Below are 14,194 nucleotides of genomic sequence, written 5' to 3'. Positions count from 1 at the left end.
CGGCAGGTAAAAAAGGAGGTACTTGGTTGGGTTTTTCAATTGATGTGAGCGTCCCTGTTCTGACTGTATTCTTACAGGGAATCGTAAGCTTTTTCTCTCCCTGTGTTCTACCTCTGATTCCTCTTTACATTGGGTATTTATCCGGAGGAACCGGAATCGCAAAAGAGGATGGAAGAACGGAATATGACCGGAAAAAGGTCATGGTTCACACCGTATGTTTTGTAATTGGAATCAGCTTTACTTTCTTTTTGCTGGGACTTGGTGTTTCAGCTCTTGGAAACTTTTTTAAATCCAACCAGCTTTTATTTGCCAGAGTTGGGGGAATCATTGTTTTCTTCTTTGGTCTTTATCAGACAGGAATTCTTGGAACCTCCTCTATGCTTGAGAAGGACAGAAGACTTTCCCTATCCTTTGACAAGTTAGCCATGTCCCCATTTACCGCTCTTTTGATGGGCTTTACCTTCAGCTTTGCGTGGACGCCCTGTGTAGGTCCTGCTCTTGCAAGCGTTCTCATTATGGCGGCATCTGCGTCTACAAAATCCCTTGGTTTTGTCCTCATTGGAGTCTATACCTTAGGTTTTGTTCTTCCATTTTTAGCAGTAGGCTTTTTTACCACCACAGTGCTGGAGTTTTTTAAGACTCACAAGCATGTGACAAAGAGTGCTGTTAAAGCAGGCGGCATTCTCATGATATTAATGGGTATTCTAATGTTTACCGGAAAAATGAATGCATTGACCGGCTACCTGTCATCCTTTCAGGCTCCTTCCATTTCCAGTGAAAAGGAAACGACGAAGAGTAGGGAATCTAAGGAAAGAGAGACAACGGTTGAGGAAACAACTTCCTCTGCCAATGAAACCAGTACATCTGTAAGTGACGGAGAGAGCGAAGAAGACAAGCCGCTTCCAGCCATTGATTTTACATTAAAAGACCAGTTTGGGAAGACACATTCCCTTTCTGATTATAAAGGGAAAACAATTTTTCTTAATTTCTGGGCTACCTGGTGCCCGCCGTGCCGTGCAGAGATGCCGGATATCCAAAGCCTCTATGAGACTCAGGAAACAGAAGGAGAGAATGGGGTAATCATATTAGGAGTTGCTGCTCCTAATTATGGAAGAGAAAAAGATGAACAGGTGATTAAGGAATTTCTTGAAAAAAATGGTTATACGTATCCTGTGTTAATGGATACCAATGCTGAATTATTTGAAGCCTATGGCATATACTCTTTCCCAACCACCTATATGATAGATCGTGATGGAAATGTATTTGGCTATGCCAGCGGGCAATTATCGAAAGATATGATGCAAAGCATCATCAACCAGACCTTGAAAGGAGAGAGAGATTAACTATATGGATAAAAACAGGGCAAGAAGAAATCGGGCTAGAAGAAGAAACAGAAGCATCGGTTATGGTGTTGTAATATTAACAGCCCTGTCAGCGGTCTGGCTGCTTTATACCAATGTAAGCAAGGGAAGCCAGACTGGTTCCGGCAGTCATACAGAAGAGACAAAGCCGGGGACGAGTGAACAGGTGCTGGATTTAAGAAAAAAATTGAAATCCGCCCGAATAGGAAATACCAACTTATCCGGGTTGACCATAGAAGAAGCAGAAGACACCATTGACGAGCGCTATCAGTGGGAGCTGACGGTAAGTGCAGATGGGGATTCTGTTTTACTGGATAATTTAATCGACAGCCAGATTAAGGCAATTAAAAAGAAGCTGGAGGAAACTTCTCCGGAAGAGACCCAGGAGTATGAGATTGATTATGAGGCAATGAAAGAGCCATTTACAAAACAGGCTGAGGAGCTTGCAAATAAATGGAATCAAAGTCCTATGGGTGCCCAGCTGGAATCCTTTAATAAGGAAACAGGGGCATATCAGTATACACCTGGAAAGAACGGCAGAACCTTAGATCAGGCAAAGCTTGTTGAACAGCTAATGGATGCCGTCAAAGCCGATAATTACCAGGCCGAAGTAAAGGCAGAGTTTGCCCAGACACCTCCGGACCGGAGCGAAGCACAGGCAAAGGAGCTCTATAAAGTGATTGGTACCTTTACCACGACCACAACGGATAATAAAAACAGGAATAAAAATATCAGTCTGGCAGTGGACGCCATTAACGGTGTGGTCTTAAAGCCAGGAGAAGAGTTTTCCTTTAACAACACCACTGGAAACCGAACAAAAGAAAAAGGATATCAGCCAGCCGGCGCATACCGTAATGGAATCCTGATTGAGGAACCAGGCGGCGGCGTTTGCCAGGTATCCACCACTCTTTACCACGCCATTATTGAAAGTGGATTTAAGACCACGGAGCGTAATTCCCATAGCTTTGCTCCTTCCTATGTAGAAAAGGGACAGGATGCCATGGTCAGCTTTGACGGATATGCAGGACCGGATTTAAAGTTTAAAAACACCAGTAAGAACTCTGTAGTTGTCCGTGCTTCCCTGGAAGGAAAGAAGCTTAAAATTTCCGTAGTAGGGATTCCATTCCTTGAAGATGGACAAAAGGTCACCATCCGTTCTGAGAAGGTCCGGGATTCAGCTCCATTACCTCCTACCTATGAGGAAAATATAGCTCTTCCCTTTGGAACAGAAAAGATTGTAGATCAGGGAAGTCTTGGAGGCGTATACCGTAGCTTCCGCGTATTTAAAAAGGGAGATACCGTCATTAAGGAAGAGCCTCTTCATAACAGTACGTATAAGGGAAAACCTGCAGTGATACAGAGAAATACCACTCATAAAGTGGAAGAAACCGTTCCGGAGACTACTCACGCACCAGAGACACAACCAGAAACTCAGCCTGAGACAACCGAAATACCTCATGGGCCAGGTGCTGCGTTAACGGAAGCTCAGGAAAATCAATAATAAAGATATAATAGAAGGCCACTTCAGTGTAATTTGCTGAAGTGGCCGTTTTAATACTGACATGATAAGAGGGTTTCCATTTGCATCTCTCCTGAAGTGTTGAAACGTATATCGTACAAGCACCCTGGAATAAGATTTTTCAGGAGGTGTTTTGGATGAATTCAGAAAACACGTCATCACATAAATACAGGCGTACAGAAGTTAAAGTGGAACGAATTTATGTGGGAAACAAGACACCACAGGAGCTGGTAATAGAGCTGATAAAAAAGCGCAGGGAAACGGGGGGACTTATCCCATGACAGCCCAATATCATACAGCCCTCTATATGAGGCTCTCAAAGGATGATGATAGGGTTTTGGAAAGCGCCAGCATCAGCACCCAAAGAAAGATGCTTCGTGCTTATGCAAAAGAACATGGATTTGAAGTATACGATGAATATATAGATGACGGCTACTCCGGTACGAATTTTAACCGACCCGCATGGGAGCGGCTTCTTAAAGATATTGAAGCAAAAGAAGTAAACCTGGTCATTACAAAGGACTTATCCCGCTTGGGAAGAGATTATATCATGACCGGACAATATACGGAACTTTACTTTCCATCAAAAAAGGTTCGTTACATAGCGATCAACGATGGCTATGATTCCGACTGTCCCTTTAATGACATCGCGCCATTTAAAAACATGGTCAATGAAATGTATGCCAGAGATACGTCAAAAAAGATTCGGAGCGCATTTCAGACCAAGATAAAAGAGGGGGCATTCATTGGGAATTTCGCGCCCTATGGCTATAGAAAAGATCCCAACGATAAAAATCATCTTATTATTGACCCGGAAACAGCTCCACTGGTCCGAGAAATATTTTTACGGGCAGAAAACGGAGAATCTCCTTATCAGATTGCAGATAGCCTAAATGAACGAAAGGTGGAGACCCCTCTCCAGTACCGTTTTATGACTCATCCTCATTTAAAGCAGGACGAAGCCTCCAACGATTCCAAATGGACCTCTGGAACCATCTGTAAGATGCTTTCCAATGAAGTCTACTTAGGCCATATCGTTCAGGGAAAAACGGTAAAACTATCTTTTAAAAGCCATATGACCCTATCCCAGCCAAGAAAAGAGTGGGTCGTGGTAAAGAATAAACACGATGCTATAATAACTCAGGAAATATTTGACCAGGTAAGCAGACGCAGCGTTCCCAGAAAAAAACATGAGGAATCCGAGTTTCACAATATCTTCTCTGGTCTTGTCATTTGTAGAGACTGTCAAAGAAATATGTCTGTTACAGGAAATAGTAAAAGGCCAAATCACCATGAGCTGGTATGCAGCGGTTATAAGCAATATGGAAAAAAGGAATGCACCAGTCATAAAATCAGTTATGAAACCCTATATGAGGTGGTAGCCGAGGAAATAGAAGCACTTCTGGATTTAACAGAAAAAAGAAAGGAAGAGCTTTACAATGCCCTAAAGAAAACAGGAAACCTCTGCCGTCAGAAGGAACCTGCCAGGGCTTTGGATATATTAAAAAAGCGTTACAGAGAAATTGACCGCATCATAAGTCAGCTTTACGTGGATAAGGTAAATGAGAAAATCACAGAGGAGCGATTTTACCATTTGCTTTCCTCTTTGGAGCAGGAGCAGGAGGGAATTGAGTGTAAGCTAAAAAAGACAGAACAAGGGACTGCATTACAACACCAGGGAGAGCAGGGGGAACAGGAGCTTGACCATTTGTTAAAAGAAGTTACTGGCGAACAGGAAATGACATCACAGCTTCTAAATGCATTCATAGAAAAAATAGAAGTGTACGAAAGGACTACAAACGGTTCTCAGACGATACGAATTTCTTTCAAATCAGAGTCTCCAATAAAAGAAGGATCATAATAAAAAAAATTTCGTGGCATAAATTTCTGCTGACATGTGCATGGGCTTTGGGTGCAATGCAGCAGGGATTGTTGGCTGTCGGATCATTGATTCCCCAAGGGAACGCCTCATTGCCATGATAACCAACAATTTTGTACCCTGCAACGGCAGATTTCCACAACCATACAAAGGGAAACTATTTGGTGATCCCATTTGAGTCCCGTAATTTTAGCTGCTTTTTTATGATATCAATAATAGCTATTTTTTCATCTGTACTTAAATCAGAATCTCTTAACCTTCGTTCTATGAAGTCAAGATAGAATTCATTTATTTTATCTGAGAGAGCTTCAAAATCCATGGTATCTGAATGGTGTATTTCAATGGATGGAATGTTTTTACTTTTCAATGTGTTCCCACTTAAATGTGATGTTAATTCATGGTATGAAAGGGAAAGCATGTCCTATTACGGAGCAAGAGGAATTCAGTAGAAGCTTGCATATTTGAATCAGTAGTTATAAAATAATCATAATAAAGACATGGTATGAGGCGTTCATACGTAAGGCAAAGGAGCATTTGATGATAACGATAAAGAAAATGGCAGAGCTTTTAGGAACCAGTACCACCACAGTATCCAATGTAATTCATGGAAAGACTGGTGAAGTCTCCCCGGCCATGGTGGAGAAAGTACAGCAGCTCCTTTTAGAATATGATTATGTCCCAAATATCAATGCAAGAAATCTGGCAAGGAATAAATCCGGCATCATTGGATTGGCCATGAAGGCCTGCCGGGATAAATATGAGAATTTTATTAAAGACCCTTTTGCCGGAGAACTGACCGGTGCTGTTGAAAGCTGTGTAAGAGCAGGCGGATACTTCACCATGCTTTATATCTCCGACGATATCACAGAAATCATCAGCTCTGTAGCCAGTTGGAATGTAGACGGACTGATTTTACATGGTATGCAGGCAGAGGATGGGGCAAAGATTACGGAAAAAATTAAAAAGCCAATGGTATTTATCGATTGCTATCTGGAAGAAACCGTGCCTGACTATGTCAATGTGGGAAGCCAGGACAGAAAGGGCTGTTACGATATCACCAGATATTTAATCGGTCATGGTCATGAAAGAATCGCCTTTTTAGCCGACAACCGTTTTGGTGTTGATTTTGAGCGTTTAAAAGGTTTTCAGGATGCATTAAGGGAAGTTGGTATCCTGTATACAGAGGAACATTTTATCATGCTCCAGCCAAATGGCGATGATTTATCCAAAACTCTTGATGATGTATACAAAAAGGTAGGAGATTTTACTGCGTTTGTATGTGCCTCTGATTACTATGCGGCCCATATTTTAAATGATTTAAAAGACCGTGGAGTTAAAATACCAGAGGATATTTCCATTGTAGGCTTTGATGACAATGTTTACAGCCAGATCGTAAGACCGGCTCTTACAACGGTTCATCAGGATGTAACGGAAAAAGGAAGCCTGGCAGTTGATAAGTTATTACAGATGATACAGCAGGAGGAAATCGGGGAGCGGATCATTCGGCTTCCGGTGGAAATCGTAGAACGGGATTCGGTAAAAAAAGGAAAGGGAATGCATGTGTAAGCAGCATGCGTTTCCTTTCTTTTTTTGTCATTTTCTTCAGGTCGCATTTTGTGGAGAAAAAAGAAAAAGAAATTGTTGCCATGGAGACTATAAAGTGCTAATATGATATTTAAGATAACTTATGCGCATAAGTTACAATAAAGTATAAAATAATATCAATAATAACAGCAATATGTAGAAAGGGGAGCGTTATGAAGAAAAAAGTATTAGCAATGGCAATGATGGGAGTTATGGCAATGTCTCTTATGACTGGTTGTGGAGAAAAGGCAGCATCTCAGACAGGAGATTCCCAAGCGGGGACAGAACAAACCCAGACCCAGGCAAAGTCAAGCGGTCAGGCAATCCGTATTGTAAATGGTAAGATTGAGATTGATGAGCCCTTAAAGGCATTTGCCAAGAAGTATCAGGAGAAGACTGGTCAGGAAGTAATCATTGAATCCTTAGGAGGCGGAGCCGATATCAACGGTACCTTAAAAGGATACTTGGCTGCAGGCAACATGCCGGATCTCTTTGTCTTTGGCGGAGAAGGAGATTTTAAGACCTGGAAAGATTACATGACAGATTTAAGCGGGGAAGAGTGGGCGTCTCAAACTGAGTTCAGCTTTAAGGATGAGGCTGGAAAGGTAGTGGGCTTTCCTTATGCAGTGGAAGGCTTTGGAATTACATATAACAAAGATATCTTAGAGAAGGCAGGCGTTGATCCGGCTTCCCTTACCTCCTACGATGCCTATAAAAAAGCATTTGAAGCCATTGACAGCAAAAAAGAGGAGCTTGGAATTACCGCTGTCTGTTCCGTAGCAGCAGAATCCGGACAGATGTATTGGTCAACTGGAAATCACCTTTTTGGCTATTACCTTTCCGGCGGTCTTAAAAGAGGGGATACCACTTATATTGATATGCTGAAGGAAGGGAAGACGGATACAGGACGTCTTGGTGAGTTTGCTGATTACATGAAGCTCTTATTTGATTATTCCGATCCCACCACCTTGATCTCAGGAACCTACGATGATCAGCTGGCTTTATGGGCTCAGGGAAAAACAGCATTTATCACACAGGGAAACTGGATCGATCCGTCACTTCCAGACTATCAGGTATCCTTTGATTGCGGAATTGCCCCGTTTGCATTTACCAAGGAAGAGATGAAGGGGATTCTTGCAGACTGTCCATCCTGGTGGGCTGTTTATAACAAAGGAACCCAGATTGATGCAGCAAAGGCATTTTTAAAGGAGCTTGCCTTATCTGAGGAAGGCCAGAAATGTCTGGTAACGGAATGCGGAATGATTTCCCCTTATACCTCCAACAAATTAAGTCCTTCCACACCATTGGCCATGAACTTAAAAACTTATGTTGATTCTGGAAATACGTATTCCTGGGAATGGACCAAGATGCCGGAGGGCATTGCCATGAATGCCACTGGAGCTGTATTTGAGCTTTATGCCAAGGGCCAGATCGACAGAGATGGTTTTGTGGACATGATGAGTACAGCAATTGCAGATTATGTGAAATAGTTCCGGCAGGGCGGCAAGAAACTTTGCCGCCCTCCTTAAACCAATGCAAAAGGGGAAGAGGGGTAGGATCATGGTAGAGGAGAAAAATAGAAAAATAATAGCAGCTTTTGTTTTGGCTTTTGGTACTTTCGCAGTCCTGATTGCCTTGTATCTCGATGTGTTTCACCGGGAAGCGCAGATCAGGGGAGGTCTGTTAGTCATAGGGCTTTTGTTCCTGCTTACAGGAGTGCGGCTTTATCCGGTGAAGAACCGTAAAAGAATGGTAAATATATTGTTTTTGCTGCCGTTACTCACTGCGTTTTGTATAACCGTTCTGATTCCCTTTGTATTCGGGATTTTTTATTCCTTTACCAATTGGAATGGAATCAAATTTACACAGTTTGTAGGGCTTAATAATTACATACAGATGTTTCAGGCACCGGATTATTTATACTCCCTGTTCATCACATTCCTGTTTACGGTTTTAAACATGACTACGGTCAATGTCATGGCATTTGCTCTGGCACTCTTATGTACGTCCGGGGTAAGGGGAAAGAATTTTTACAGGGCTTCCTTCTTTCTTCCCAATCTGATTGGCGGTATTGTTTTAGGATATGTGTGGCAGTTTATTTTTAACAAGGTATTTCCTTCCCTGTTAAAGGGCAGCGTATCCATGCTGACGGATCCCAATCTTGCCCTCATTGCTATCTTAATCGTCAGTACCTGGCAGTACGCCGGATATATTATGATGATTTATGTAACTGGACTTCAAAGTGTTCCAAAGGATATTTTAGAGGCAGCAGGAGTGGACGGTGCCGGACGGTTCCAGACCTTGATTCATATGAAGCTACCTATGATTGCCAATACCTTTACGGTGTGCATATTCCTGACCCTTGTAAATTCCTTTAAGCAGTTTGATTTGAATTTCGCTATCACCAACGGCGCACCAAGCAGGATTCTGGGGGCAAAGGCCATCGCTTCCACGGAATTTCTGGCTTTGAATATTTTTAATACCGCCATTGCAAAGAACCAGTATGCACTGGGGCAGACGAAAGCTGTGGTATTCTTTGTGATTCTTGCCATGGTGTCCATGACCCAGGTCTATTTCAGTAAAAAGAAGGAGGTGGAGCTGTAATGAACCGGAGAAAAATAATTCATTTTGGAACCCAGTTGGTTGCAATCGTAATCTCTTTTACCATACTGTCTCCTTTTCTTCTCGTTCTCTTTAATTCAGCAAAAAAGAGTGCGGATATCGTCATAAGCCCCATTGCATTTCCAAGAAACTGGGGGCAGCTGTTTATTAACTTATCCAATGTGATACATAACCAGAATTTCAGTTATTTTAAATCCTTTCGAAGTTCCTTATTCATTACTGCAGTCAGCCTGACTTTATTGATTCTGCTTTCCAGCATGTCAGCGTGGGTGCTGGTGCGCAATAAGACCAGGTGGTCCGATATCATTTTTATGGTGTTTGTGGCGTCTATGGTAATCCCGTTTCAGGTGGTCATGCTGCCGCTTTTATCCACCTTTCGGGGATTATCAGACTTTGTTGGAATTCGGTTCTTAAGCAGTTATACGGGAATCATCATTGCCTATCTTGGCTTTGGCGGCTCCATGTCCGTATTCATCCTTCACGGATTTATTAAAGGGATTCCAAGAGAGCTTGAGGAAGCAGCGTGGATTGACGGGTGCAGCCCGGAAGGAACCTTTTTTCGAGTGGTATTTCCTTTGTTAAAGCCGGTACAGATGACAGTACTGATTCTAAATGGAATATGGATCTGGAATGACTACCTTCTTCCGTCCCTGATGTTAGGCTTGAACGGAAGGATTAAGACGCTTCCAGTGGCAGTCAGCAGCTTTGTAGGCTCTTACGTAAAACAATGGGATTTGATACTTGCAGCAGCATTTCTTGCCATGATACCTGTAATCATTCTGTTCCTATGTGCACAAAAACAGATTATTCAGGGTCTGGTAGAAGGAGCCATTAAATAGAGGAGTAAATGAGATGAATAAAACGTGGTGGAAGGAAGCGGTGGTGTATCAGATATACCCCAGAAGCTTTCAGGACAGCAATGGAGACGGAATTGGAGACTTAAATGGAATCAGGCAGCGGCTTGATTATCTGAAGCTGTTGGGAATTGACGTGATCTGGCTTTCTCCAATCTGTAAGTCCCCCAATGATGACAATGGATACGACATCAGTGATTATCAGGATATTATGAGTGAATTCGGAACCATGGAAGACTTTGATCATCTGTTACAGGAGGCCCATGAAAGAGGCATACGGATCCTGCTTGATTTGGTAGTCAACCATACCTCGGATGAGCACCCCTGGTTTTTAGAGAGCAGAAGGAGCAGGGAGAATCCATACCGGGACTATTACATTTGGAGAGAGGGAAAGGAAGATGGAAGCTGTCCCAATAACTGGGGCTCCTGCTTTAGCGGTTCTGCCTGGGAATATGACAGTGAGACAAAGATGTATTACCTTCATTTATTCTCCAAAAAACAGCCGGATCTAAACTGGGAAAATCCCAGAGTCAGAGACGAAGTATTTGACATGATGGATTGGTGGTGCAGGAAGGGAATTGATGGCTTTCGAATGGACGTCATCAGCATGATATCCAAGGACCCGGCCCTGCCAGATGGAGAGGTCTCCAATGGCCTTTATGGAGATTTTACACCTTACAGCGTTCACGGACCAAAGGTACACGATTATTTAAAAGAAATGAACCGAAGGGTTCTTTCCAAATACGATTTAATGACAGTGGGAGAGACCGCAGGGGTCACCATAGAAGAGGCAAAACGCTACGCCGGAGAAGGGGAAGAAGAGCTTAATATGGTCTTTCACTTTGAACACGTAGACAGTAGTGGAGAGTTTGGTAAATGGACGGATCAAAAGACGGAACTAAGAATACTTAAGGGCATCTTGTCCAAATGGCAGACAGAGCTTGAAAACAGCGCGTGGAACAGTCTTTACTGGGATAATCATGATCAGCCAAGAGCGGTATCAAGGTTTGGAGATGACAGAGAGGAATACCGGGAATTATCGGCAAAGATGCTTGCCACCTGTCTTCACATGATGAAGGGAACGCCCTACATCTATCAGGGAGAAGAGCTTTCCATGACCAATTATCCGTTTGAGGATATGATTCAGTTCAAAGACATTGAGAGCATCAATGCCTACAAGGAACTGGTCGGAGACGGTCACGTCACTCATGAGCGCATGATGGATTATCTGCGCTTTAAGAGCCGGGACAATGCAAGAACTCCCATGCAGTGGGACGATAAGGAGCAGGCAGGCTTTACAAACGGGACTCCATGGCTCTCAGTAAATCCTAATTATAGGGAAATCAATGCAGCCCGGCAGATTGATGATCCTGAATCCGTATTTTCTTATTATAAGAAGCTGATTGCTCTTAGAAAAAAACATGATGTGATCGTATACGGCACTTACCAGCTCATACTTCCAGAGGACTCTCACATATTTGCTTTTATAAGGACCTTAGAGAAAGAACAGGTTCTGGTGCTGTGTAATTTTACGGATCAGGAAGTGAAGGCAGATATACCGGAAGCATTTAACAAAGAAACAACAGAATGCTTCATACAAAACTATAAAGACCGAGAATCCTTAGATAAGGGAATTTTAAGGCCTTATGAGGCTCTCGCATTGTATTGGAAAGAACAATAAAGAATAGATAGGACGGATCAATAAAATGATTAAAAAATGGTGGCAGGATAAGGTGGCATATCAGATTTATCCTAAGAGTTTTAAAGATACCAACAATGACGGCATTGGAGATGTAAAAGGAATCATAGAAAAGCTGGATTATTTAAAGGACTTAGGAGTTGATATTATCTGGCTCTCTCCAATTTATTGCTCTCCCCTGGCAGATCAGGGCTATGATATTTCCGACTATTATCTCATTGATCCCAGGTTCGGTACCATGGAAGAAATGGATGAATTGATCGCAGAAGCAAAAAAGAGAGAGATGTATCTGATCATGGATCTGGTGGTCAATCACTGTTCCGATGAACATGAGTGGTTTCAAAAGGCATTAAAAGACCCGGATGGTGAGTACGGCAATTATTTTTATATCCGGGAAGGCAAAGACGGAAAGGCCCCCAACAACTTAAGATCGTATTTCGGCGGAAGTGTTTGGGAGAGAATCGGAGATACCAACAAGTACTATTTTCACGCATTCCACAAAAAGCAGCCGGACCTTAACTGGGAAAATGAAGTCCTTCGGGAAAAGATATATGAGATGATACGGTGGTGGCTGGAGAAGGGAATTGCTGGATTTCGTATCGATGCTATTATGAACATCAAGAAGGTTCTGCCATTTCATGATTATGAGCCTGACCGGGATGATGGATTGGCTTCCTGCGAAAAGATGGTAGATGAGGCAGAAGGCATTCTGGACTTTTTAAATGAGATGAAGGAAGCGGCATTTGATAAGTACGATGCGTTTACGGTGGGTGAGGTCTTTCGGGAAAAGAAAGAGGATTTGGAGGCGTTCATCGGAGAGAAGGGGTGCTTTTCCTCTATGTTCGACTTTAATGAAACCGTTTTTGGCATCAGTGACAAAGGCTGGTATGACTATCAGCATATCACACCCGATGATTACAGAGACTGCTGCTTTGCCAGCCAGCTTCGGTCAGAGGGCGTAGGTTTTCTGTCAAATATCATTGAAAACCACGATGAACCAAGAGGTGTCAGTCATTATATTCCTAAAGGAGAATGCTCCGACCAGTCTAAAAAGATGCTGGCAACGGTTTATTTTATGCTAAAGGGGCTTCCCTTCATCTATCAGGGGCAGGAAATCGGTATGGAAAATGTGCCTTTTACCTCAATCGAAGACATAGACGATATCTCAACTCTGGATCAGTATCAGGTGGCCTTAAGTCAGGGATTTTCCAAAGAAGAAGCATTTTCAATGGTATGCCGCTACAGCAGGGACAATGCAAGAGTGCCTTTTCAGTGGGATGGAGGAACCAACGCCGGATTCAGCCAGGGGATTCCATGGCTTAAGGTAAATCCCGATTATCGAAATCTTAATCTGGAACTGCAAATAGAGGATGAGGATTCCGTCTTCCATTATTATAAAAAGCTGATTGCCTTACGAAAAAGCAGGGAGCATAAGGAGACCCTTGTATTTGGAGATTTTGAACCTGCTTATACTGATCTAAAGAGAGTCATGGCTTATTATCGGAGCAGCAAAGCTGAGAAAATCTTAATCATTGGCAATTTTAAACCGGAACCACAGGAATTTCTTCTGGAACAGGAAGAGTATGAGGTACTGTTAAATAATAAGAAGGAGTTATCATCAGACGGAAGAAAGCTATTGCTAGATGGATATCAGGCTTTGATTTTAAGATTTCAATAGCAAGAGGAACTAAAAGAAGGTCAGAGAAGACGGCATTCGCCCTTCTTTGACCTTCTTTTTATAGAAAAAGTTTTTTATTTCTCATATATGCTGCGACATACGCGAAGTCCCATATCCGGCCCCTTACCATTGGCTTCATACTTTCCGCGGTAGGAGATCTGGCAGCTGGTTTTATCCCCAAGCCAACCTCCGCCTTTCCAGACACGGTAATTTCCACTTCCGATTAAAAGATCCTGATACCAGTTAAAACACCATTCCCTGACATTTCCAGACATATCGTAAAGGCCCAGTTCGTTGGGCTTTTTAGAACCAACGGGATGAGTCGAATTCCGATTGTTTTCAATGCGGGTCCATTCCCAGTCACCGGTTAAAAATTCCTTCCCGGAGTTCCTGAAATACCATGTGGTCTCTTCTTCATTATTGCCGCCGCTATAGGTATACTGTTTGCTCTCCATACCTCCGCCGGCAGCATATTGCCATTCTGCTTCTGTGGGCAGCCGGTAACCGTTTGCTCCCTCATTCACAGATATCGTCCATTTTATATCATCAAATTCACTTACGTTTTCTGGGTCCTTATTACTTTTATCAATGGAGTAATAAGGGGTTAATCCTTCTTTTTCGCTTCTCTTATTGCAATACTCAATGGCATCATACCAGCTTACTGTTTCAACCGGCAGTGTCTCACCTTGAAAACCAGAAGGATTATTGCCCATCACATCCGTCCATTCCTTTTGGGTCACCTCATATTTGCCAATATAAAAATCCGAGATGGTTTCTGCTTGTCCCTGTGAAAGAGACGTAGTATCTGCAGCAGCGTTGCCTTTGACTAACACGAGACTTTCCTGTTCTTCTTTCGAACAACCGCAGGAAAATACGGCTACTGCAATCAAAAGCAAGATCAGTTTTTTCCCCATAGCTGTAATCCTTTCCGTATGGTTTTCTCTGCTTAAAACAATTTCCTCATTCATAAAATGTATGGATACATAACAATACATGTT

General features: G+C 42.7%; 12 protein-coding genes and 1 pseudogene. 11 read left to right on the top strand and 2 right to left on the bottom strand.

The window, feature by feature from the left end; all coding sequences use genetic code 11:
• Positions 1-26: 26 nt before the first annotated feature.
• The 5 genes and pseudogenes from OW255_RS16995 to OW255_RS21110 all read left to right on the top strand — a co-directional run.
• Entirely contained in the window at positions 27-1,343 is a 1,317-nt protein-coding gene (locus tag OW255_RS16995; protein ID WP_268114746.1) for a redoxin domain-containing protein, read from the top strand.
• A gap of 4 nt (positions 1,344-1,347) precedes the next feature.
• Positions 1,348-2,862, top strand: a complete 1,515-nt coding sequence (locus OW255_RS16990) for a VanW family protein (RefSeq protein WP_268114745.1) — start codon at positions 1,348-1,350, stop codon at positions 2,860-2,862.
• Between the two features lie 155 nt (positions 2,863-3,017).
• Complete coding sequence (locus tag OW255_RS16985; protein ID WP_155857683.1) at positions 3,018-3,161, top strand: hypothetical protein; 144 nt, start codon at positions 3,018-3,020, stop codon at positions 3,159-3,161.
• Positions 3,158-4,741 carry a recombinase family protein gene (locus tag OW255_RS16980; protein WP_024835102.1) on the top strand — a complete coding sequence of 528 codons (1,584 nt, stop codon included), beginning with the start codon at positions 3,158-3,160 and terminating at the stop codon, positions 4,739-4,741. The genes OW255_RS16985 and OW255_RS16980 overlap by 4 nt, the downstream gene beginning before the upstream one ends.
• Positions 4,742-4,775: 34 nt before the next feature.
• Positions 4,776-4,898 (top strand): annotated as a pseudogene (locus OW255_RS21110) (nucleoside recognition domain-containing protein); the annotation flags it as partial.
• Between the two features lie 18 nt (positions 4,899-4,916).
• Here OW255_RS21110 and OW255_RS16975 read toward each other — a convergent pair.
• Positions 4,917-5,126 (bottom strand): hypothetical protein, encoded by a 210-nt coding sequence (locus OW255_RS16975; RefSeq protein WP_024835103.1) that lies wholly within the window; start codon positions 5,124-5,126, stop codon positions 4,917-4,919.
• 170 nt (positions 5,127-5,296) lie between these two features.
• Here OW255_RS16975 and OW255_RS16970 point away from each other — a divergent pair, with 170 nt between their 5' ends.
• The 6 genes from OW255_RS16970 to OW255_RS16945 all read left to right on the top strand — a co-directional run bounded on the left by OW255_RS16970 (position 5,297) and on the right by OW255_RS16945 (position 13,196).
• Complete coding sequence (locus OW255_RS16970) at positions 5,297-6,325, top strand: LacI family DNA-binding transcriptional regulator (RefSeq protein WP_268114744.1); 1,029 nt, start codon at positions 5,297-5,299, stop codon at positions 6,323-6,325.
• A gap of 191 nt (positions 6,326-6,516) precedes the next feature.
• Entirely contained in the window at positions 6,517-7,833 is a 1,317-nt protein-coding gene (locus OW255_RS16965) for an ABC transporter substrate-binding protein (protein ID WP_024835105.1), read from the top strand.
• Between the two features lie 70 nt (positions 7,834-7,903).
• The gene (locus OW255_RS16960) at positions 7,904-8,947 is read left to right on the top strand and encodes a carbohydrate ABC transporter permease (protein ID WP_024835106.1); all 1,044 of its coding nucleotides are present in this window, start codon (positions 7,904-7,906) and stop codon (positions 8,945-8,947) included.
• Entirely contained in the window at positions 8,947-9,804 is an 858-nt protein-coding gene (locus tag OW255_RS16955; protein WP_024835107.1) for a carbohydrate ABC transporter permease, read from the top strand. Before OW255_RS16960 ends, OW255_RS16955 begins: the two co-directional genes overlap by 1 nt.
• Before the next feature lie 13 nt (positions 9,805-9,817).
• Positions 9,818-11,500, top strand: a complete 1,683-nt coding sequence (locus tag OW255_RS16950; RefSeq protein WP_268114743.1) for a glycoside hydrolase family 13 protein — start codon at positions 9,818-9,820, stop codon at positions 11,498-11,500.
• A 25-nt stretch (positions 11,501-11,525) separates the two neighbouring features.
• On the top strand, positions 11,526-13,196 hold the full coding sequence (locus OW255_RS16945; protein ID WP_268114742.1) for a glycoside hydrolase family 13 protein: 1,671 nt from the start codon (positions 11,526-11,528) through the stop codon (positions 13,194-13,196).
• Positions 13,197-13,270: 74 nt separating this feature from the next.
• On the opposite strand, the gene OW255_RS16940 is transcribed toward OW255_RS16945, so the two are convergent.
• On the bottom strand, positions 13,271-14,191 hold the full coding sequence (locus OW255_RS16940) for a formylglycine-generating enzyme family protein (RefSeq protein WP_331485666.1): 921 nt from the start codon (positions 14,189-14,191) through the stop codon (positions 13,271-13,273).
• Positions 14,192-14,194: the final 3 nt, after the last annotated feature.

This window comes from Lacrimispora xylanolytica (assembly GCF_026723765.1).
Classification (GTDB): domain Bacteria; phylum Bacillota; class Clostridia; order Lachnospirales; family Lachnospiraceae; genus Lacrimispora; species Lacrimispora xylanolytica.
The sequence above is the reverse complement of the archived record's forward strand: the minus strand, read 5'-3'. Positions and strand labels throughout refer to the sequence as shown.